General features: G+C 65.3%; 18 protein-coding genes. 4 read left to right on the forward strand and 14 right to left on the reverse strand.

The window, feature by feature from the left end:
• Positions 1-15 precede the first annotated feature (15 nt).
• Together EN852_RS16685 and EN852_RS16690 are read right to left on the reverse strand one after the other, a co-directional pair.
• Positions 16-318, reverse strand: a complete 303-nt coding sequence (locus EN852_RS16685; RefSeq protein ID WP_095816627.1) for a hypothetical protein — start codon at positions 316-318, stop codon at positions 16-18.
• Positions 319-717: 399 nt separating this feature from the next.
• Complete coding sequence (locus tag EN852_RS16690; RefSeq protein WP_127876184.1) at positions 718-2,214, reverse strand: CoA-acylating methylmalonate-semialdehyde dehydrogenase; 1,497 nt, start codon at positions 2,212-2,214, stop codon at positions 718-720.
• A 377-nt stretch (positions 2,215-2,591) separates the two neighbouring features.
• On the opposite strand from EN852_RS16690, the gene EN852_RS16700 reads away from it, so the two are divergent.
• Complete coding sequence (locus EN852_RS16700) at positions 2,592-3,473, forward strand: LysR family transcriptional regulator (RefSeq protein WP_127876185.1); 882 nt, start codon at positions 2,592-2,594, stop codon at positions 3,471-3,473.
• Here EN852_RS16700 and EN852_RS16705 read toward each other — a convergent pair.
• Complete coding sequence (locus EN852_RS16705; protein WP_127876186.1) at positions 3,470-4,042, reverse strand: hypothetical protein; 573 nt, start codon at positions 4,040-4,042, stop codon at positions 3,470-3,472. The two genes, EN852_RS16700 and EN852_RS16705, sit on opposite strands and share 4 nt — an antisense overlap.
• Before the next feature lie 218 nt (positions 4,043-4,260).
• Between EN852_RS16705 and EN852_RS16710 the strand changes: the two genes are divergently transcribed.
• Together EN852_RS16710 and EN852_RS16715 are read left to right on the forward strand one after the other, a co-directional pair.
• The gene (locus tag EN852_RS16710) at positions 4,261-4,701 is read left to right on the forward strand and encodes a hypothetical protein (RefSeq protein ID WP_127865523.1); all 441 of its coding nucleotides are present in this window, start codon (positions 4,261-4,263) and stop codon (positions 4,699-4,701) included.
• Positions 4,698-6,860, forward strand: a complete 2,163-nt coding sequence (locus tag EN852_RS16715; RefSeq protein WP_127876187.1) for a phosphatidylserine/phosphatidylglycerophosphate/cardiolipin synthase family protein — start codon at positions 4,698-4,700, stop codon at positions 6,858-6,860. The genes EN852_RS16710 and EN852_RS16715 overlap by 4 nt, the downstream gene beginning before the upstream one ends.
• Before the next feature lie 65 nt (positions 6,861-6,925).
• On the opposite strand, the gene EN852_RS16720 is transcribed toward EN852_RS16715, so the two are convergent.
• The 8 genes from EN852_RS16720 to rsfS form a co-directional block, all read right to left on the reverse strand.
• Positions 6,926-8,188: a D-amino acid dehydrogenase gene (locus tag EN852_RS16720; protein ID WP_127876188.1), complete on the reverse strand. Its 1,263-nt coding sequence runs from the start codon at positions 8,186-8,188 to the stop codon at positions 6,926-6,928.
• 88 nt (positions 8,189-8,276) lie between these two features.
• Positions 8,277-9,422 (reverse strand): alanine racemase, encoded by a 1,146-nt coding sequence (gene alr / locus EN852_RS16725; RefSeq protein ID WP_127876189.1) that lies wholly within the window; start codon positions 9,420-9,422, stop codon positions 8,277-8,279.
• A 202-nt stretch (positions 9,423-9,624) separates the two neighbouring features.
• On the reverse strand, positions 9,625-10,140 hold the full coding sequence (locus EN852_RS16730) for an RNA pyrophosphohydrolase (RefSeq protein WP_127876190.1): 516 nt from the start codon (positions 10,138-10,140) through the stop codon (positions 9,625-9,627).
• 51 nt (positions 10,141-10,191) lie between these two features.
• A complete protein-coding gene (locus tag EN852_RS16735) occupies positions 10,192-11,382 on the reverse strand; it encodes a divergent polysaccharide deacetylase family protein (RefSeq protein WP_127876191.1) in 1,191 nt (396 codons plus the stop codon).
• Positions 11,383-11,588: 206 nt separating this feature from the next.
• Complete coding sequence (locus tag EN852_RS16740) at positions 11,589-12,920, reverse strand: S41 family peptidase (RefSeq protein ID WP_189546019.1); 1,332 nt, start codon at positions 12,918-12,920, stop codon at positions 11,589-11,591.
• Between the two features lies 1 nt (position 12,921).
• The gene (locus EN852_RS16745) at positions 12,922-14,256 is read right to left on the reverse strand and encodes a murein hydrolase activator EnvC (protein ID WP_127876192.1); all 1,335 of its coding nucleotides are present in this window, start codon (positions 14,254-14,256) and stop codon (positions 12,922-12,924) included.
• A 144-nt stretch (positions 14,257-14,400) separates the two neighbouring features.
• Positions 14,401-14,883, reverse strand: a complete 483-nt coding sequence (gene rlmH / locus EN852_RS16750; protein WP_127876193.1) for a 23S rRNA (pseudouridine(1915)-N(3))-methyltransferase RlmH — start codon at positions 14,881-14,883, stop codon at positions 14,401-14,403.
• A gap of 62 nt (positions 14,884-14,945) precedes the next feature.
• Positions 14,946-15,323 carry a ribosome silencing factor gene (gene rsfS / locus EN852_RS16755; RefSeq protein ID WP_127865515.1) on the reverse strand — a complete coding sequence of 126 codons (378 nt, stop codon included), beginning with the start codon at positions 15,321-15,323 and terminating at the stop codon, positions 14,946-14,948.
• Between the two features lie 244 nt (positions 15,324-15,567).
• On the opposite strand from rsfS, the gene EN852_RS16760 reads away from it, so the two are divergent.
• Positions 15,568-16,419: a mechanosensitive ion channel family protein gene (locus EN852_RS16760; RefSeq protein WP_127876194.1), complete on the forward strand. Its 852-nt coding sequence runs from the start codon at positions 15,568-15,570 to the stop codon at positions 16,417-16,419.
• A 5-nt stretch (positions 16,420-16,424) separates the two neighbouring features.
• Here the strand turns inward: EN852_RS16760 and EN852_RS16765 are convergent, their stop codons facing one another.
• From EN852_RS16765 to EN852_RS16775, 3 genes are all read right to left on the reverse strand, one after another.
• Complete coding sequence (locus EN852_RS16765) at positions 16,425-17,711, reverse strand: MFS transporter (RefSeq protein WP_127876195.1); 1,287 nt, start codon at positions 17,709-17,711, stop codon at positions 16,425-16,427.
• Positions 17,712-17,803: 92 nt separating this feature from the next.
• The gene (locus EN852_RS16770; protein ID WP_127876209.1) at positions 17,804-18,391 is read right to left on the reverse strand and encodes a nicotinate-nucleotide adenylyltransferase; all 588 of its coding nucleotides are present in this window, start codon (positions 18,389-18,391) and stop codon (positions 17,804-17,806) included.
• 330 nt (positions 18,392-18,721) lie between these two features.
• A complete protein-coding gene (locus tag EN852_RS16775) occupies positions 18,722-20,008 on the reverse strand; it encodes a glutamate-5-semialdehyde dehydrogenase (RefSeq protein WP_127876210.1) in 1,287 nt (428 codons plus the stop codon).
• Positions 20,009-20,013: the final 5 nt, after the last annotated feature.

A 20,013-nucleotide genomic window follows, 5' to 3' on the forward strand; every position in this document is an offset into this window, starting at 1 on the left:
GCGGGGGAGCCTTCGCTAGGTCCCCGGCAGCGACGCGGTGATCGTCGGGCTGTCCCATCCCTCGCCGACGGAGAGCACGCAGCTCTGGCCCTTGGTATCGGAGGCGAGCACAGTCCAACTGCCCTGATCCGAGACGAAGATCTCAAGCACGACGTTCGGATTGATCAGCCCGCGCCCGGCCTCGGTTTCGTGGAACTTGTCGCCCAGCGCCTTGATGATGTCGGCGCGCGCCGCGCATTGCGCCGCCGCGCTTGCCGGGGCGGCTCCAAGGGTGATCGCCGCCGTCGCTAACATTGCCGCCACAACAAATCGTGTCACCTGACACCTCCTCGCGCCAGACGAGAACCCCGGCTGCCACCGGCGCTGTTTGATTGCCTGCACGCATGGCAGGAATACAGGCTAAGACGGATACCGGTCTGTTGGTTCCATCACACGGCGATGGAATTTTAGGAGGTGCGGATGCTCTGTGGACGCGCTGTGCCGCAGATCATGTATCCGAGTAGAGCCGCCAACCCTTGAAAGCGGCGGTCCGATCGCCACATCCCGAACGCGGATCACTCCAAAAAAGAAGCGCGGTTTGCACCGCGCTTCCTCAATCTCAACTTAGACGACCGTCCGGCTAGTTCATCGTCGGGATGACGAATTCCGCGCTGTCCTTGATGCCTGCCCGCGCGCCCACAGCCGAAGGCGAGAACGCGCAAACAGGGAAACGTCCGGCTAGTTCATCGTCGGGATGACGAACTCGGCGCCGTCCTTGATGCCGGACGGCCAGCGCGAGGTAACCGTCTTGGTCTTGGTGTAGAAGCGGAACGCGTCCGGGCCGTGCTGGTTGAGGTCGCCGAAGGACGACGCCTTCCAGCCGCCGAACGTGTAGTAGGCGATCGGAACCGGGATCGGCACGTTGACGCCGACCATGCCGACCTGGACTCTGGATGCAAAGTCACGCGCAGCATCGCCGTCGCGGGTGAAGATGGCGACGCCGTTGCCCATCTCGTGGTCGTTGGCGAGCTTGATGGCATCCTCGTAGCGCGGCGCGCGCACCACCGAGAGCACCGGCCCGAAGATTTCTTCCTTGTAGATGCGCATGTCGGCAGTGACATTGTCGAACAGGCAGCCGCCCATATAGTAGCCGTTCTCATAGCCCTGCATCTTGAAGCCGCGGCCGTCGACAACGAGCTTGGCGCCTTCCTTGACGCCGATATCGACATAACCCTTCACGCGCTCCAGCGCCTGTGCCGTCACCAGCGGGCCGAAATCGGCGGAAGAATCCGTCGACGGACCAACCTTCAGGCTTTCCACGCGAGGCACCAGCTTTTCCATCAGCCGGTTGGCAGTGTCATTGCCGACCGGGACCGCCACCGAGATCGCCATGCAGCGCTCGCCGGCCGAGCCGTAGCCAGCGCCGATCAGCGCATCGACCGTCTGGTCCATGTCGGCGTCGGGCATGATGATCATGTGGTTCTTGGCGCCGCCGAAGCACTGCACGCGCTTGCCCGAGGCGGTGCCGCGCGAATAGATGTAGTGGGCGATCGGCGTCGAGCCGACGAAGCCGATGGCCTTGATGTCCGGATCGTCGAGCATGGCGTCGACCACTTCCTTGTCGCCGTTGACGACGTTGAGGATGCCCTCGGGCAGGCCGGCCTCGATGAAGAGCTCGGCGATACGCAGCGGCACGCCCGGGTCGCGCTCGGACGGCTTCAGGATGAAGGCGTTGCCGCAGGCGATGGCCGGGGCGATCTTCCACAGCGGGATCATGGCCGGGAAGTTGAACGGGGTGATGCCGGCGACGACGCCGAGCGGCTGGCGCATCGAATAGACGTCGATGCCGGGGCCTGCGCCGTCGGTGAACTCGCCCTTCATCATATGTGGCGCGCCGATGCAGACCTCGACCACTTCGAGGCCGCGCTGGATGTCGCCCTTGGCATCGGCGATGGTCTTGCCATGCTCGCGCGCCAGGATGTCGGCCAGTTCGTCATAGTCGCGCTGGGCCAGTTCGAGAAACTTCATCAGCACGCGCACGCGGCGCTGCGGGTTGGTGGCGGCCCATTTCGGCTGCGCCGCCTTGGCGTTCTCGACCGCGGCGCGCAGTTCCGCCTGCGAGGCGAGCGCCACCGTGCCGCGCACGGAGCCGTCCATCGGCTGCATCACATCCTGCTTGCGGCCGCTGGTGCCGGCGACACGCTTGCCGCCGATGAAATGACCGTATTCGATCATCGTTTCTCTCCCTTGTTTGGTAATGGCGCATTGTCCGCCTTTGCGGCGGCGATGGCAACGCGAGGAAGATCGCAACCGTTGTGCGGAAAATAGACAGCGACGGCGGAGTGTGCATTAATTGTCGCAAATGTCTCGTTTCGGTTGGGATACACAAAGGATTAGAGGCTTGCGTTCCTTCACACCCCCCTCTGTCCTGCCGGACATCTCCCCCGCAAGGGGGGAGATCAGCCGCCACGTCCACTTTCGCCAATTACCAACGCTTGAGGAGAGGCGCCGTCAACGAAGCTGCCAATCTCCCCCCTTGCGGGGGAGATGGCCGGCAGGCCAGAGGGGGGTTGGCGGGAACGCGGCACTGGCGAGTAAGACGGACCACCCTCATGAACTGGGATGACGTCCGCATCTTCCTCGCCGTGGCGCGCGCCGGCCAGATCCTGGGTGCCGCCAAACGTCTGGGGCTCAACCACGCTACCGTTTCGCGCCGCATCGCCGCGCTCGAGGAGGCGTTGCGCACAAAGCTCTTCCGCCGCCTGACCACCGGCAGCGAGCTGACGCCGGCTGGCGAGCGCTTCCTCGACATAGCCGAGCGCATGGAAGGCGACATGATCGCCGCGCGTTCGACCATTGCCGGCGAAGGCGACGACGTGTCCGGCACGGTGCGCATCGGCGCGCCCGACGGCTTCGGCGTCGCTTTCCTGGCAAAGCGGTTGGGCGAACTGACCGCTTTGCACCGCGAGCTCACCATACAGCTGGTGCCGGTGCCGCGCTCCTTCTCGCTGTCGCGCCGCGAGGCCGATATCGCGATCACCGTCGAGCGGCCGACCGAAGGTCGGCTGGTGGCGGGCAAGCTGGTCGACTACACGCTGGGGCTGTTCGCGTCGCGCGCCTATGCCGAGGCCAACGGCCTGCCCCAAACGCCAGCGGAACTCGCCCGGCATACGCTGATCGGCTACGTGCCGGACCTCATCGTCAGCCCCTCGCTCGACTATGCCGCCGAGTTCAGCCCCGAATGGCGCACCAGCTTCGCCATCTCCTCGGCGCTCGGCCAGGCCGAAGCGGTGCGTTCCGGCGCCGGCATCGGCATCCTGCACACTTTCGTCGCCCGTTCGATGCCGGAGCTGGTGCCCGTCGACATCGTCGCGCCGATCCGCCGCGCCTACTGGCTGGTCTATCATGAATCGGTGCGGCCGCTGCGCCGAGTCCAGCTCGTCGCCAATTTCATCACCAAGGCGGTGGAGCGGGAGAAGGGCTTGTTCGTTTAATCCGCGTCGAGCACGAACGAGCTCACGATCTTGTCGGCCTGATCCGCAAACGGCGCCCATTTGCGCGCCGCCTCGTCGGCGCTGTCGGCCGAGACCCCGCAATCGATAAAGCCGTAATGCGAGCTGCGCAGCGTCAGCGCGATGCGGGAATGGCCGTAGAAGCTGACGTTCTCATCGGCATAGTGGAAATCCATGTCGGCGATCCGCACCGGATAGCCGTCCGGGAAATGCGCCAGCCTGTCCTGGCTGAAGCTGGCCGATCGATAAGCGACGCCGACCGTGGTCTGCCAGTTGCTCATCTGCCAGTCTTTCTCCATGAACGCCCTGACATCAGGCGGATTGTCCGGAGCGGTCGGATCGTAGGCATTTTGCGACACCCCGCAGGTCAGGCCTTTTTCGCCGGATTTGACCTTGAGCCGGATGGTATTGTCAAAGGCGGTTTCGCTCGCCCATTCCTCGGGATAGGTAAGCGAAAAGCCGTGCTCCCTATCGTGAACGGTCTTGTCCGCGGCAAGTGCAGCCGAGGCGCAGGTGAGATACGCGGCCGCCGCCAAAAGAAAAAGACGCATTCCAAAGTCCCCTCGCTGCCGCCGACCTTATCACAGGCAGTTGGTCCTTGCCGCCTTGCCTCCGCCACAAATTCAGCCACTGTGGCACCAGCGCGCCTGGCCATGTCATGATGGGGCGCCAGAGCAATCTAGGAATTGCGTCAGAACAAGAGATAGAGCGGTTCGCCGTGAAACGGTGAAACGCTCTGGGGGACAATCTTCGGAACGCCGGCGGGAAAATGCGAGCCGTTCTTGCCATTCTGCCGCTGCTTTTTCTGTCGGACTGCGCCAATCCCTGGGCGAAGGTTCCAGAGGCGGAGCTGCCGAAGCCGGTACTCTACGCCATGTCGCGGCCCTCGCCTTTCGTCATCGGCAATTATTGCGGCCCGGGCACGCGCACCGGCGATCTGTCGGCAAAGCCGGTCGACCGCCTCGACGCCGCCTGCCGGGTCCATGATGCCTGCTACATTGCAAGGCACAATCATTGCGACTGCGACGGCGCGCTCGTGGCCTCCGCCAGGAAGATTCGCGACGACAGGACAGCACCGCGCAAGATGCGCAACGAGGCGGAATTGCTGATCGCCACCTTCGCTTTTCCCGTCTGCCGGATCTTTCCGCAAGGCTTCCTGCCGCCGCGCGACCCCGCCCAGCTCAAAGCCATGAACGGGGCAACGGGATGAGCGTCAAGCCTGCCGTCGCCAAGGCATTGCTTGGACTGGCGCTGACGGCGCTGGCCGGCTGCGCCGGCATGCCTGGGCATTCGGCCTGCGCCTTCTTTCCGCGCGACGACGCCTGCGGCCGCCTGCCCATCTCGGCGGACAGCACTGGCGCGGAGATCGGCACGGCCCACTACTTCGCAGGCGACGGCGACAGCGCCTACGAGAAACAGTTCCAGGCGCTGCTTGCCCAGAGCCGCTTCGATGCGCTCGACCGCGCCAATGGCACAGGCCGCTTCGGCCGAGACTGGCGCGATGTCCAGAACAGCGCCTTCCATGCGACCTATCCGGCGCTGCGACGGTTGGCCAAACCGCTCGACGACACGGAACTTGCGCCGACGCCAGGCAAGCCAGGCGAAGGCCGGTTCACCGGCCGCTGGCGCATGTCGCGGCAGACGCTTTATCTCGATTCCGCCGCGCGACCCTCGGCGCCCAAGACCTTCAGCTTCTCCGGCCTGCAGGCGCGTTCGGTCGAGATCGTGCTGCGCCAGGCTGGCCAACAGCCTGTTGACATCGGCGGCAGCTGCAACGGCCCGCTCGCGATCCGCGCGTCGGGCCGATCCACCACCGTCGCCGCGGCCTCGCCATTCCATTTGCGCTTGCCGGTCGCCGAAACCTCCGTCAGCCTGTTTCCGGATCAGGCGCTGACCCGCTGCGATCTGCGCGTCGGCTCCACCCTGGCGCCGGCCGGCGCGCCGTTGACCTTGCTGCGCGAGGAGACCGCCGATCCCTGGATCGCGGCGCTCGACAGCCGTTACGACCGCTGCCCGGTGCCCGATCCGGCGGGGATGGAGGAACTCGACCGCGTCTTTTATGCGAGCCGCTGGCTGTCGCAGACCTGCGCGCTGCCGCTCAGGAGCGCGACCCTGCTGCGCAAGTCGCGCGACGGCTTCAACGCCAAGGTCGAGGCCCTGCTCGGCAGGAGGCTGCCGGACAGCGCCCTCGACAAAGCCGACCCCGAGCTGCCGCTCGATTTCTCCAACGCGCCGAAACTCAGGCTGATCTGCCTGTCGTCACTGGAATTCAAGGCGGATTTCTCCGGCCGCGTGATGGAGCGGCTGATCCGCCATCACGCCGCACTTGGCACCAAGGTGCGCATCCTGGTGACCGACGTGCTGGAGCGCGAGAAGGACGACGCCATGCTGCACCGGCTGGCCTCGGAATTCCCCAATGTCGAATTGCAGGAATATCGCTGGCAGGCCGATCACGGCGCGCCGTTCGACGAGCAGATATCGCAGCTGCACAAGACCCATCACGTCAAGATGCTGGCGACACTGGCCGAAGAGCCTGGACGCTCGCGCGTCATCATCGGCGGCCGCAACATCCATGACGGCTTTCTGTTCCACCGACCGGTCGACCTGACCCGCTATCCGGACCTCGAGCAATACGGCAAGACCGACGGCTTCTCGCTAAACTACTATTCCAACTGGAGCGACTTCGACATCGAGATTGCCGACCAGGCGACCGTCGAGACGCTGGCCGCGCATCTGTCGACCATCTGGCTGCGCGACGCCGACACCAATCTGTCGCGGCCGTTTTCCATTCCGGTTCGTTCCGTAGCTGCCCCGCACGGCGTGGCGCGGCATTTCATTTCCGTACCCTATGAGGACGGGCACGCGCTGGAAGCCTATTTCGTTGAACTGATCGACACCGCCGAGCATCGCATCGAGATCGTCAATCCCTATCTCAACCTGACGCCCGCTATCGCCCGCGCATTCGACCGGGCGCTGGCCAGGGGCGTGAAGATCGACGTGGTCGGCCGTATCGACCTCAAGGGCGACATCGGCGGCCGGTTCCTCACCGCGCTCAACAAGCTGTTCGTCGAGAAATATGGCGACCGCATCAACATCCGCGAGTTCAAGGCGCCGGACGTCGTGCTGCATTCCAAGATCATGATGATCGACGAGAGGCTGGTCGCCATCTCATCGGTCAACCTCAACAACCGCAGCTTCTTCCATGACTCGGAAAACGGCATGGTGGTGCTCGATCCGGCTTTCTACCGCCGCATGAAGCCGGTCTATGACGATTACCTCGCCCATTCGCGCCCGGTCGCCACCAATGTCACGATCGGCTGGGCCTACCGGCTGCTGTTCAGCGACAGCTGGGTCCGGCAGGCGTTTTGAACGCCACCGCTCGACTTGAGCAGGATCGCCATTCGCAGCTCGGCCTCACCTGAATATCAGCGCACTTAGATCGGCTTCAGATAGCGCTCCGGGCTGAGGTCGCGCGCATTCACGTCGGGCACCCGGTTGGACATGATGTCGGCCAGCACCTTCGCCGAGCCGCAGGCCATGGTCCAGCCGAGCGTGCCATGGCCGGTGTTGAGGTAGAGATTGGTAACCTCGCTTTGCCCGATCAGGGGCGGTCCGTCCGGCGTCATCGGCCGCAGGCCGCACCAAAAGCTCGCCGCCTTGAGATCGCCGCTTCCCGGGAAAAGATCGCCGACCGAGTGTTCGAGCGTGCGGCGGCGCGATTCATGCAGGCGAAGATCATAGCCTGAAATCTCCGCCGTGCCGCCGACGCGGATGCGGTCGCCAAGCCTGGTGATCGCCACCTTGTAGGTCTCGTCCATGACGGTCGACATCGGCGCGGCCCCGGCGTCGCTGATCGGCACGGTGATCGAATAGCCTTTCACCGGATAGACCGGAATCGGCCGTCCCAGCTCGCGCATGAATTGCGCCGAATAGCTGCCCATCGCCATCACGAAGGCGTCCGCGGATTTCCATCCGCTATCGGTGAGGATATTGGTGAGGCGATTGCGGTTCCTCACGACGCGCCGAACGGTCGAGCCGTATTCGAAGGTGACGCCGCGCGCCACGCAGAGCTCGGCGAGCCTGTCGGTGAACATCTTGCAGTCGCCGGTCTCGTCGCCCGGAAGCCTGAGGCCGCCGACGAACTTTTCACGCACCGCCGCCAGCGCCGGCTCGGCCGCGATACAGCCGTCCCGGTCGAGGATCTCATAGGGCACGGCGTATTTCTTCAACACCTCGACGTCGCCGCCGGTACCGTCGAGCTGCTTCTGCTTGCGGAAGAGCTGCAGCGTGCCTTTGGTCCGTTCGTCATAGGTGATGCCGGTCGCTTCGCGCAGCGCCTTCAGCGTGTCGCGGCTGTATTCGGCCAGCGGCACCATGCGCGACTTGTTGAGCGCATAGCGCTCGGCCGTGCAGTTGCGCAGCATCTTGAGGAGCCAGGTCCACATATTCGGGTCGAAAGCCGGCCGCACCACCAGCGGGCCGTATTTCATCAACAGCCATTTGACGGCTTTGATCGGAACGCCTGGCCCGGCCCAGGGCGAGGCATAGCCCGGCGACACTTCGCCGGCATTGGCAAAGCTGGTTTCGAGCGCCGGCCCCGGCTGGCGGTCGTAAACGGTCACCTCATGACCAGCCTCGGTGAGGAAGTAGGCGGTGGTGACCCCGATCACGCCGCCGCCCAGCACGATGACTTTCATTCTATCTCCCTCAAAGGCCGGGCACGCCGAGGCGCTTTGGCTGTATCATCTGTGTGCCGGATTTTGCGGCGCGCGCCAAGAGGCGTGGTCAGGCGCCGACGTAGCGGCGGTGAAAGCGCGCGCCGAGGCTGGTCAATATCTCGTAGCCGATGGTGCCGGCGTGGCCGGCCGCGTCGTCGACGCTTTGCGAGGGACCGATCAGTTCGACGAGATCGCCTTCACCGAGCCGCCCTGCCGGAAGCGCCGAAATGTCGATGATGATCGAATCCATCGAAACGCGCCCAACAAAGGGCAAACGCACGCCCTCGAACCAGGCGGCCGAAGCGGCGCGCCGGTGCCAGCCGTCGGCATAGCCCAGCGAGATGGTCGCGAGATCGAGCGTCCCGTCCGCTTGGTGGGTGTGGCCATAGCCGATGCCTGTGCCGGCGCCGACCCGCCGAGTCTGCGCCACCTTGGCCTGCAGCGCTACGACCGGCAGCATCGGATTGGGTTCGCGGGGCGTCGGGTTGATGCCATAAAGCGCGGCTCCGGGACGGGCGAGATCGTAGTGGTAGGCCGGCCCGAGAAAGATGCCGGACGAATTGGCCAAGGAGGCGGGTGCCGCGGGCAGCATCTTGCGCAGCCGTTCGAATTCGCGCCGCTGCTTCTCGTTTGCCGGCTGAAGCGGCTCGTCGGCGCGGGCGAGATGGCTCATCACGAACCGGATGTCGATGCCATCGAAGGCGCCGGCCTCGCCCGCTACCGCCTCGACGTCCGCGGGCGCCATGCCGAGCCGGGCCATGCCGCTGTCGACCTGGATGGCGGCAGGCAGGCTCCGGCCTGCGCCCTGCGCGGCCTGGCGCCAGGCCTTCAGCTGCATGACGCTGTTGATGACCGGGCAAAGTCCGGCCGCCAGAGCTTCCGGCTCCGAACCCGGCGGCAGTCCGTTCAGCACGAAGATGTCAGGTCCGGGCCCGATCGCCTTGCGCAGCGCGATGCCCTCGCCGAGCAGCGCGATGAAGAAGATGTCGCAGTCCTCTTTCGCCAGCGCCGAGGCCACTTGGACGGCGCCAAGCCCATAGCCGTCGGCCTTGAGCACGCCGGCGCAGCGCACGCCGCCCAGCCGCGCCTTCAGCCGGCGATAGTTTTCCCGGATGGCACCGAGATCGATGGTCAGGATAGCGCCGGCGGCCGCCTCGCTCACCGGCTGGCTGCCGGTGGCGGATCCGATCAAAGCGCGGCTGGTGTCGTCCATGGCGACCCCCATCATTACATCAACAATCAATAGAATTCTGTCGTCGATGCAGCAACTGCCCTGAGTCTGTCGAGATTCAGGTCAGGCCGAGTCGAAAATGACGGGTTCCGAGAACCGGAGCGGAGCGTACTTTTCGTACGTGAGCACCGGAAGCGCAGGAAACCGCCATTTGCAGGCCGGCCTCACCTGAATCTCGACAGACTCATCTCGCTAGGTGCTGGAATGCCGCGACCACCTGCTCATAGACCTTGCGCTTGAACGGCACGATCAGCTCGGGCAGTTCCCGCATCGGCCGCCAGGCCCATTCGTCAAATTCGGCCGTGTGGCCGCCGGGCGGCGGGTTGATCGCAATCTCGCTTTCGTCGCCCTCGAAACGGTAGGCGAACCATTTCTGCGTCTGGCCGCGATAGCGGCCCTTGAAGGCGACGCCGACCAGATGCGGCGGCAGATCGTAGTTGATCCAATGCGGCGCCTCGGCAAGCAGCGACACGCTGCGCATGCCGGTTTCCTCGTAGAGCTCGCGGCCCGCGGCCTCGACCGGCTCCTCGCCCTTGTCGATGCCGCCCTGCGGCATCTGCCAAAGCTGCGTGGTGCCGGCAAACTCGCTGTCCGGCTCGGCGAGGCGGTGCCCGACCCAGACCAGGCCGGCTCTGTTGAGGATCATCAGCCCGACGCAGGGACGGTAAGGCAGCGTTTCGGGATCGATCGTCTTGGCCATGGGTCAGCGTTCCAGCGGTCTCGAGGATTGACTGCGGCGAGAAGAGCAGCGTTAGCCCTTTTGCGGATCGATGGCCACCGCCGAGATCGGCACGATCTCGATGCCGCGCTTCTTCGCCTCGGCGATCCAGGACGTCACCGTGTCGACGGTGATGTCGAAGGCCGAACCGATGCCGACCGCTGAGCCCTTGGCCCGCGCCGTCGCTTCCAGGCTGTCCAGCTTCTTCAGGATCTCGCCGCGGTCCTGCACCGCGTCGATCGCTGTGTCGCCGGCGACGAACGGCACGCCGTCCTTCAGCGCCAGGTCAGGCGCCACGCTGCGCGAGGATGAGCCGTCATCGACATAGGCAAGCCCGCGCTTGCCTAGCTCGGCCATGAGCGGTTCCATCGCCGTCGCATCGGCCGAGAAGCGCGCGCCCATATAGTTCATGACCCCGGTATAGTTGGTCGTGCGCGACAGCGCCCAGTGCAGGCTTTTCAGGTTCTCGTCCGGGCTGGCCGACACCGTCAGCGTGTTGCGGCCGGGATTGACGTTCGGATAATCGAACGGCTCGAGCGGCACCTGCATGACGATCTCATGCCCGCTCTGCCGTGCCGCCTGCATCCAGCGGCCGATGCTGTTGCCCTGCGGCGCGAACCCCAGCGTCACTTCGGCCGGCAGCTTGGCGATCGCGGCCTGCGTGCCGGTCTGCGAGACGGCGAGCCCGCCGATGACGATTGCCACCCGTGCGCCGCGCGCGCCCGACCACGGCCGCGCATAGACGTCGAAGGGCCGCCTGCCATCGGCCGAGCGCATCGGCAGCGGGCCGGTCTCGCTGCCCTCGATCAGCGCCCTGTCCGGGATGTGCGCGACCTTGAGGTTCTGGCCGAGCGTCGACGGATCGCGGATGACGATCGCTGCCTTCGGCGGGCCGTTGCCCTCCTCGGTCTGGACATGGATGATCTGCGGCCCGCCGCTCTTCATCGGCGTGCTGGCCTGCGGCGTCGCGGCCGCAACCGGGGCAGGTGCTGGCGCCGGCGCGGGTGTGGCGGGAGCAGCGACGACCTTCGGCGTCGAAACCGCCACCTCTTGCGGTTTACGGAACGGCTTCTCGCGCAGCGCGATCGCGCCGGAAACGCCGATCACACCGAGCACGGCGGCTATCGCGGCAAGTGCACCGCCGCTAATGCCGCGCGAGGCTTTGCGCTGAGGCCGAAGCGTCTGTCCGAGCGGGCGTTCGATGTCCTTGCCGATGTCTGCCAAGTTAAGTTCCCCGGAAGCACGCCCACCTGGGTGAATGTCACGTTCTCGTGACATCTCGCGTAAACTTCACAATCGCAGGCGCTATACCCCAGACGCGTGGCGCCCCAACCGCAGTCCCCGAATCAAACTGCCGGAACCTCGCGGTCCCGGCAGCATTGCATTGCTTCGGTCAGCCGGCCAGAGCCTTGCCTCCGGCCGCGACGGCCTTACTGGTTCAGCACGGCCTTGTCCGGGTTCGGCGGGAAGGCCGGGTCGGTCTTCTGGCCGCGCAGCAGCTGCTCGGCATAGATCAGCTGCAAATCGTCCTTCGGATCCGGCGGGACATAGGCGGCCGAACCCGAGCCAGTGGAGCTCTCGTCGGCGCCCTTGATGTGGCCCTTGAGGTCGGATTCGCCGCGGGTCAGGTCGCGGCCCTGCAGATCCGGCGGCAGCGGCTGGTCGACCTTGATGTCGGGCGTGATGCCCTTGCCCTGGATCGACTTGCCCGACGGCGTGTAATAGAGCGCGGTCGTCAGCCTGAGAGCGCCATTCTCGCCGAGCGGGATGATGGTCTGCACCGAGCCCTTGCCGAAGGACTGCGTGCCGACCACCGTGACGCGGCGCAGATCCTGCAGCGCGCCGGCGACGATTTCCGAGGCGCTCGCCGAACCGCCATTGACCAGCACGATCATCGGCTTGCCGTTGATGTCGTCGACCTGCTTCGGCTTGGCGTCGAAGCGGGTGACGTCCTTCGGATCGCGACCGCGCGTCGAAACGATCTCGCCACGCTTGAGGAAGGCGTCCGAGACGCTGACCGCCTGGTCGAGCAGGCCGCCCGGATTGAGGCGCAGATCGAGCACATAGCCCTTCAGCTTGTCGTTCGGCACCTGCTTCTTGATGTTCTCGATGGCGTTCTCGAGATCGTCATAGGTCTTTTCGGTGAAGGAAGTGATCTTCATATAGCCGATGTCGTTCTCGACCCGGTACTTCACCGCCTTGACCTTGATGATGTCGCGCACCACCGTCAGCTCGATCGGCTTGTCGGCGCCCTGGCGCAGGATGGTGAGCTTGATCGGCGTGTTGACCGGGCCGCGCATCTTCTCGACCGCGTCGTTGAGGGTGAGGCCGCGAACCTCCTCGCCGTCGATCTTGGCGATGTAGTCGCCGGCGAGCACGCCCGCCTTGGCGGCCGGCGTGTCGTCGATCGGCGTGATCACCTTGACGAGGTCGTTTTCCATGGTGACCTCGATGCCGAGGCCGCCGAACTCGCCCTTGGTCTGCACGCGCATGTCCTGCGCCTGCTCGGCATTCATGTAGGAGGAATGCGGGTCAAGCGAGGCCAGCATGCCGTTGATGGCGTTCTCGACCAGCGACTTGTCGTCCGGCGGCGTCACATAGTTCGCGCGCACGCGCTCGAAGATGTCGCCGAAGATCGCCAGCTGCTTGTAGGTTTCCGAACCCGCAGCGTTCGCCGCCGAGCCCGGTGTGCCATAGACCAGGCTCATTGCCGATGCGCCCATCAGCGCGCCGGCAAACAGAAGCGACAGTTTCCGCATCATTTCACGTCCTTCCAGAGAATCGGTCCGCCCACCATGGGGCAGGATCGACGGGTTTTCCATCCTTGCGGAACTCGACATAGAGTTCCGACGTCGAATTTTCATTCCGCGAGGCCGAGGTGCTTGCCTCCCGGGCCTCTCCCATCGCGCCGATCGGCTCTCCCGCGAGCACCGACTGTCCCGTCGCGACGCTGATTCTGCTCATCCCCGCCAGGACGACATGATACCCATCGCCCGCATTGAGGATCAAGAGTTGACCATAGGAGCGAAACGGCCCCGCATAAAGCACGTTTCCATCCACCGGCGCGGTGACGATGGCCCCCGATTGTGTCGCAACCATGTCGCCCTGCATCGCCTGGCCATTGCCGTCGTCGGTGCCGAAACGCCGCTTGATCTTGCCGATGACCGGCAGCGCGATCTGGCCTTGCAGTGCCGAAAACGGCGCCGACCCGGTGAGGCGGTTGGCCTCCGGCACCGGCAACGCGGCGAGCTCGGTCGTCGAGGCCGTCGTGTCGCTGTCGGTCGCCTTCCGCTCGCCTGCCTTGACCTGGTCCTGCGCCTTGCGCGCCTTGTCGGCTTCGAGCGAGGCGATCAGGTCCTTGAGGCTGCTCGCTTTCGCCGCCAATTCCTGCGAGTGCCGCTGCTCGGCCGCGATCGCTGTCTGGGTGTCGGCCTGCAGCTTTTTCTTGGCCTCGAGCAGCATTGTGAGCCGCTTCTTCTCCGCCGTCTGGTCGGTGACGGCGGTGGTGAGTCGCGCCCGTTCGGCCTCGATCGAGGCCGTCACGCGGGTCTGCTCCTTGAGATCGGCCATCAGCCGGTCGGTCTGCTGGCGCAGTTCCGGCACCACGGCGCCGAGCAGGATGGCGCTGCGCACCGACGACAGCGCGTCTTCCGGCTTGACCAGGATCGCCGGCGGCGGATTGAGCCCCATGCGCTGCAGCGCCCCCAACACTTCGGCCAGCACGTCGCGCCGCGCCATGAGCGAGGCGCGCAGCTTCTGTTCCTCGTCCTTCAGCCCTTCGAGCTTGGCGCCGATATCCTCGATGTCTTGGCCGAGCTTCTGCTCAGTCATCGCCGATTGGATCAGCGCCGCGGTGATCGAAGCGTAATCCTTGCGGACCGAGGCGATATCGGCGGCAAGCTTGGCCAGCCTCTCCGACGACAGCGTGATTTCCTTGGAAACCTGCTCGTATTCGGCCCGGCTCTGATCCGGATCGGGCGCGAGGTCGAGCGAATTTTCGGCCGCCCGGACCGGACCGAGCGCGACCACGGCGGCGACAAGCGTCAAACTGCAGCGGCTGCGCCAGGTGCGCATGATCGGGTACCAGCCTTCAGACATCAGGCCTCTAACCTATCCGCCGCTTCGTTAACGAACCATCAACCATGTTAGAAACGCCCAACTCCAGCAGTGATGTTCAGCCTTTGAGGCGAAAATCCGAGCCGGGATAAGCAATCCCCAGCTTTCGGAGATGGCAAGCGCCATTCACGAGCGATGATAGGGGTGCCCGGAGAGAATGGTCGCGATCCGGTAGAGCTGCTCGCCCAGCATCACGCGCACCAGTTGGTGCGGCCAAGTCAGCGCGCCGAGGGACAGCACCAGGTCAGCCTGCTCGCGCAAGGCCTTGTCATGGCCGTCGGCGCCGCCGATGGCGACGACCAGCGCCTTGCGGCCGCTGTCGCGCAACTGACCAATACGCGCGGCAAGGTCTTCCGACGAAAGCGATTTGCCGCGTTCGTCGAGCAGGATGAGAACGGTTCCGGCCTGCAACTGGACCTGCAGCTTCTGGGCTTCCTCGCGGCGGCGCTCGTCGGCGCTTTGTCCGCGACTTTCGGGGGCCTCGACAATGCCGGCAAACTCCAGCCCGACCGCGGGCCCGCTCTTGGCGAAGCGCTCGAAATAGCGGTCGGCGAGTTCTCTCTCGGGGCCGGTCTTCATCCGGCCCACGGCATGAACGGTGATCTTCATCCTCGCCCCGGCGAGCTCGTTTCAGCGCATACCGTGATGGTTCACGGCACGCGGATCAAGGCTCAGTGCAAGGTCTCTTCCTCGAGGTCCGGCGCCTGCCACATCTTTTCGAGATTGTAGAATTCGCGGACTTCGGGGCGGAAGACATGGACGATGATGTCGCCCGAATCGATCAGGACCCAGTCGGCGCTGGCCAGCCCCTCGACTCGCGCATTGCCGAGACCGGCATCTTTCAGCGCCTTGAGGAGATGATCGGCGACAGCCGAGACATGACGGTGCGATCGGCCCGAGGCGATGACCATATAGTCGCCGAGGCTCGATTTTCCCTGGATGTCGATTGAGACGATGTTTTCGGCCTTGGAGTCTTCCAGACTGGCAAGGACTGTGTCGAAGGCGAGGGTCGCGGCGGCGTTGCCGCTGATCCCGGCCGGCGAAGGCATGATATCAGCCTTCTTCCGTAGTGCTGTTCTCAGTGTGTTTCCTTTCCCAACAAGAACAACCAAATCACCCTGCAAATCAGGTGACACCACTTAGATAGGCAGAGTTCCGTTGCAGTTTCAAGACGACGGCCTCTTTTGCCTGGGCCGCGCCTCGGTCCGGATTGCTGTTTTAGGAGTGTCTGAAAAGGGGGAACTGATCCCGGACGCATGGGTTATCGGCGCACCGACCAACGGGATCCCCGCCATGCCCACCGATCCGCAAAGCGCCCTCATCACCATCCAGGCCGGGCTCGCCCAGCTCAGCACCTTGATCGTTTCCTATTCCTTCTCGGCCATCGGCGCCGTGATCCTTTTGGTTGTCGGCTATCTGGTCGCCGGGCTTGCCGAACGCTCCATCTACGCCGGCCTTGGCCATATCCACGGCTTCGACGAGACCTTGCGGCATTTCTTCTCGCAGGTCGTGCGCTACGCCATCCTGATCCTCGTCACCATCATGGTGCTTGGCCAGTTCGGCGTGCAGACGGCCTCCATCATCGCCGCGATCGGCGCTGCCGGCCTCGCCATCGGACTGGCATTGCAGGGCACGCTGCAGAACATCGCCGCCGGCATCATGCTTCTGGCGCTGAGGCCCTTCCGCATCGGCGAGAACGTCGAGGTCGGCGCGATTGCGGGCACCGTCGAGGAGATCGGCCTCTTCGCCACCAAGCTGCGCACCGCCGAAGGCGTCTACATATTGGCGCCCAACTCGACGCTGTGGAACCAGCCGGTGCGCAATTTCACCCGCAACGGCGTGCGCCGCACCGACGTGACCTTGAGCATCGGCTCCTGGAACGATATCGACCGCGGGCAGAAGACGCTGCTTGCCATCGCCGGCGCCGAAAGGCGCATCCGGCGCGAACCGCCTCCGATCGCCTTCATCGCGAGTCTCGGCGACGCGACCGTTTCGCTCACCTTGCGCTACTGGACATCGGCCGCCGACTATTTCTCGACCCAGATCGACATGACCAAGCGCGCCAAGCAGGCCTTCGACAGCGAAGGCATCTCAATCCCGCTGCCGCCGCCGGAAGTGCCGGCGCCGGAAGCGCGCAAGCAGTAGCCCCCTCAATCCTGCCGGGGCTTCTCGTCCGGGGCGAAGGCAAGCTCAACCGGCAGCGGCGTCTGCGCCGACATCGGCGCGAAACTGCCGTTCGTGGCCGCCGGTGTCGGCCGGCCCGCCGTCACGCGCCACAGCACGAACAGGCAGAAGGCCGATGCGATCGCGATGCCGACATAGATGAAGGTGGCGGTGCCGAAGACGGCGGAAAGCGCCGTGACGATGCCGGGCACGATGAAGCCGGCCAGCGACCAGGCAAAGAGCATCGAGCTCGACAGCGCCAGAAGCTCGTCCTTGGCGGCGCGGTCGGCGGCATGCGCGCTGGAGAGCGCGTAAATCGATTCCGACGCTCCGTCCCAGATCAGATAGATCACCACCAGCGCCATCAGCGCGCCGCCGTCGAAGACGATGGCAAGCACGCTGGCGACGGTCGCCAGCGCCGCCGCGCCAGCAAGCACGTAGCGCCGGTCGGTGCGGTCGGAAATCCAGCCGAGCGGGATCTGCAGGATCAGCGTACCGACCGGCATCGCCGACAACAGCAGCGCCACATCGGCCTGGCTGTAGCCCTTGGCGGTGGCGTGGATCGGCGCGAAGCCAGAAACGATCATCGACAGGCCGCCGACGGCGAGCATCCCGGCGACGCCGACCGGCGAGATGCGCCAGGCGCTGCGCAGCGCCACCGATGCCGCCTGTGGCGCCGGCGGTTGCGCAAGCCTGGTCATGCCGACCGGCAGGATGGAGAGCGCGGTGAAGGTGATGCCGATCAGCGACGCGGCGGCCGTGTGGATGTCGACCGCGGCGAGCGTCGCGTAACCCACGCCCAGCCCAGCGATATAGGCGACGTAGAACACCGCCATCACCCGGCCGCGGATCGAATTGGGCAGGGCATCGTTCAGCCAGCTCTGCGCGACGATGAACAGCCCGCAGATGGCAAAGCCGTAAAGCGCCCGCGCGGCGATCCACAGAAGCGGGATCGGCCCGGCGCCAATCGCCGCGTTGGAAAGCGCGATCAGCGCTGAGAGCACCATGAAGGCGCGGGCGTGGCCGACGCGCCGGACCAGCGGCCCGGTCAGGATGCAGCCGGCCAGTCCGCCGGCCGAAAGCCCGGTGACGATCAGACCGGCCCAGGTCGGGTCGAACCCGTCGGCGCCGAGCCGCACCGGGATATAGGCGAACATCAGCCCATTGCCGATCGCGATCAGCGCCATCGACACGATAACGCTGGCAATGGCGATCAGCGGCGCCGGTTGTTCGGCGCGGACGGCGTCGGTCGTGGTGGGGGTTGTCTCCAGCATCGCTTGTCAACATCGCTTACCGGAGAGCAAAAGGCCGCCGCAAAAGCGACATCACAGGCCTTCCCTTCCCCCCTTGTGGGGAAGGAGGGCGCTCAGCCCCTCGCAGCCTTGCGGATCGCGGTGGACGACAGCGACGAACGCGGCCCGTGGATGAAGGTCCAGGCCGGCGCCTGCATGCGGGCGAGCAGCGGCGCGTCGCCCTCGTCGATACGGGCATAGTCGAAGGTCTTGGCGACCACCGACGACAGGAAGGAGAGCGTCGCGCCCGGACGGTCGATGACCGCGATCGGGAAGGTCAGCACGATCTCGCGCCAGCGCTGCCAGCGGTGGAAGTCGCGCAAGGAGTCCGCGCCCATGATCCAGACGAAATCGACGCCCGGATTGCGCGCCTTGACCAGGGCCAGGGTGTCGGCGGTATAGCGCACATGCTGCGCCGCTTCGAAGGCCGTGACCTTGATCCTGGGATTCCTGGCGATCTTTTCGGACAGCTCGATGCGCTCGGCGAGCGGCGCGAGTTCGCGCGCGCTTTTCAGCGGATTGCCGGGCGTCACCATCCACCACAGCTGGTCGAGCGCCAGGCGCCGCAGCGCGATCTCGGCAACCAGCGCATGTCCGGCATGCGGCGGATTGAACGAGCCGCCGAAGAGACCGACGGTCAGGCCCCTGGCGGCGTGGGGCATGCGGAAATAGCGGGGGGAGACGGGGGGTTCGGACGGGGAAAGCATGGTGCTAGGCCCCCCTCTCTGCCCTGCCGGGCATCTCCCCCTCAAGGGGGGAGATTGGCAGCTCAGGCGCCTCGCCTCTCCTTGCAACCTTGGCGATTGGCGAAAGCCAAGGCGACATCCAATCTCTCCCCTTGAGGGGGGTGAGGAGTGGTCCGCGAAGCGGACGGGAAGCCAATTGCTTGGCTTTCCGAACGACGAACGCCCGGAGCGATAGCGAAGGGCCGCACCCGGCAAGCCAGAGAGGGGGGCCTGGGCGCAAGCTTCAGCCCCTTAAGGCAAGCGACATCAAGGCCTCACCTGCCCCGAGCCGCGCACGCGGTATTTGAACGAAGTGAGCTGCTCGACGCCGACCGGCCCGCGCGCATGCATCTTGCCGGTGGCGATGCCGATCTCGGCGCCCATGCCGAACTCGCCACCATCGGCGAACTGTGTCGAGGCGTTGTGCAGCAGGATCGCCGAGTCGATCTCGTTGAAGAATTTTTCCACCGCTTGCGCGTTCTCGGCGATGATCGCCTCGGTGTGGTGCGACGAGAAGGTCTCGATATGCTCGATCGCGCCGGCGACGCCGTCGACCAGTTTCACCGCGATGATGGCATCGAGATATTCCGTCACCCAGTCGGCGTCGGTCGCCGGGCTGGCTTCGGAGAAAGCCTTAAGCACCTCTTGGTCGGCATGGATCTCGCAGCCGCCGGCGCGCAGCGCTTCCAGGATCGGCACCAGATGCGTGGCGGCCACAGCGCGGTCGACCAGCAGCGTCTCGGCGGCGCCGCAAACGCCGGTGCGCCGCATCTTGGCGTTGACCGCGATCTTCACCGCCATGTCGAGATCGGCTGAACGGTCGATATAGAGATGGCAGATGCCTTCGAGATGCGCGAAGACCGGCACCCGCGCCTCGGTCTGCACGCGCCCGACCAGGCTTTTGCCGCCGCGCGGGATGATGACATCGAGATTGCCGCTTAAGCCTTTGAGCATCTCCCCGACGGCGGCGCGATCGGTGGTCGGCACCAATTGAATGGCATCCTGCGGCAGGCCGGCAGCCTTCAGCCCTTCGACCATGCAGGCATGGATCGCCGAGGAAGAATTGAGCGAATCCGAGCCACCGCGCAGGATTACCGGATTGCCCGCCTTGAGGCAGAGCGCGCCGGCATCCGCCGTTACATTCGGCCGGCTTTCATAGATGACGCCGATGACGCCGAGCGGCGTGCGCACGCGCTCGATATGCAGCCCGTTCGGCCGGTCCCATTGGGCGATGACGTCGCCGACCGGATCCTTGAGCGCGGCGATCTCGCGAATGCCGTCGGCCATGGCCTTGATTCGCCAGGTGTCAAGCTTCAGCCGGTCCATGAAGGAACCGGACAGCCCGGCCTCCTCGCCGTTCGACATGTCGATGGCGTTGGCCTCGAGGATCGCCTGCTCGTTGCGCAGGATCGCGTCGGCCATGGCGACAAGCGCGGCATTCTTGGCCTTGGTGGAGGCGATAGCCAACGGTCGGGCGGAGGCGCGTGCGCGGCGGCCGATATCGGCCATCAGCGCCACCGTGTCTTCGCTGGATTTTTCATGCAGCTTCAGCATGGTCA

It is taken from the genome of Mesorhizobium sp. M2E.F.Ca.ET.209.01.1.1 (assembly GCF_004010375.2).
Taxonomy (GTDB): domain Bacteria; phylum Pseudomonadota; class Alphaproteobacteria; order Rhizobiales; family Rhizobiaceae; genus Mesorhizobium.

Bases quoted from the DNA above. Each gene is read 5' to 3' on its own strand.
- EN852_RS16690 (WP_127876184.1), bottom strand. From the start codon at position 2,214: ATGATCGAATACGGTCATTTCATCGGCGGCAAGCGTGTCGCCGGCACC.
- EN852_RS16700 (WP_127876185.1), top strand. From the start codon at position 2,592: ATGAACTGGGATGACGTCCGCATCTTCCTCGCCGTGGCGCGCGCCGGC.
- EN852_RS16705 (WP_127876186.1), bottom strand. From the start codon at position 4,042: ATGCGTCTTTTTCTTTTGGCGGCGGCCGCGTATCTCACCTGCGCCTCG.
- EN852_RS16710 (WP_127865523.1), top strand. From the start codon at position 4,261: ATGCGAGCCGTTCTTGCCATTCTGCCGCTGCTTTTTCTGTCGGACTGC.
- EN852_RS16715 (WP_127876187.1), top strand. From the start codon at position 4,698: ATGAGCGTCAAGCCTGCCGTCGCCAAGGCATTGCTTGGACTGGCGCTG.
- EN852_RS16720 (WP_127876188.1), bottom strand. From the start codon at position 8,188: ATGAAAGTCATCGTGCTGGGCGGCGGCGTGATCGGGGTCACCACCGCC.
- alr (WP_127876189.1), bottom strand. From the start codon at position 9,422: ATGGACGACACCAGCCGCGCTTTGATCGGATCCGCCACCGGCAGCCAG.
- EN852_RS16730 (WP_127876190.1), bottom strand. From the start codon at position 10,140: ATGGCCAAGACGATCGATCCCGAAACGCTGCCTTACCGTCCCTGCGTC.
- EN852_RS16740 (WP_189546019.1), bottom strand. From the start codon at position 12,920: ATGATGCGGAAACTGTCGCTTCTGTTTGCCGGCGCGCTGATGGGCGCA.
- EN852_RS16745 (WP_127876192.1), bottom strand. From the start codon at position 14,256: ATGTCTGAAGGCTGGTACCCGATCATGCGCACCTGGCGCAGCCGCTGC.
- rlmH (WP_127876193.1), bottom strand. From the start codon at position 14,883: ATGAAGATCACCGTTCATGCCGTGGGCCGGATGAAGACCGGCCCCGAG.
- rsfS (WP_127865515.1), bottom strand. From the start codon at position 15,323: ATGCCTTCGCCGGCCGGGATCAGCGGCAACGCCGCCGCGACCCTCGCC.
- EN852_RS16760 (WP_127876194.1), top strand. From the start codon at position 15,568: ATGCCCACCGATCCGCAAAGCGCCCTCATCACCATCCAGGCCGGGCTC.
- EN852_RS16765 (WP_127876195.1), bottom strand. From the start codon at position 17,711: ATGCTGGAGACAACCCCCACCACGACCGACGCCGTCCGCGCCGAACAA.
- EN852_RS16770 (WP_127876209.1), bottom strand. From the start codon at position 18,391: ATGCCCCACGCCGCCAGGGGCCTGACCGTCGGTCTCTTCGGCGGCTCG.
- EN852_RS16775 (WP_127876210.1), bottom strand. From the start codon at position 20,008: ATGCTGAAGCTGCATGAAAAATCCAGCGAAGACACGGTGGCGCTGATG.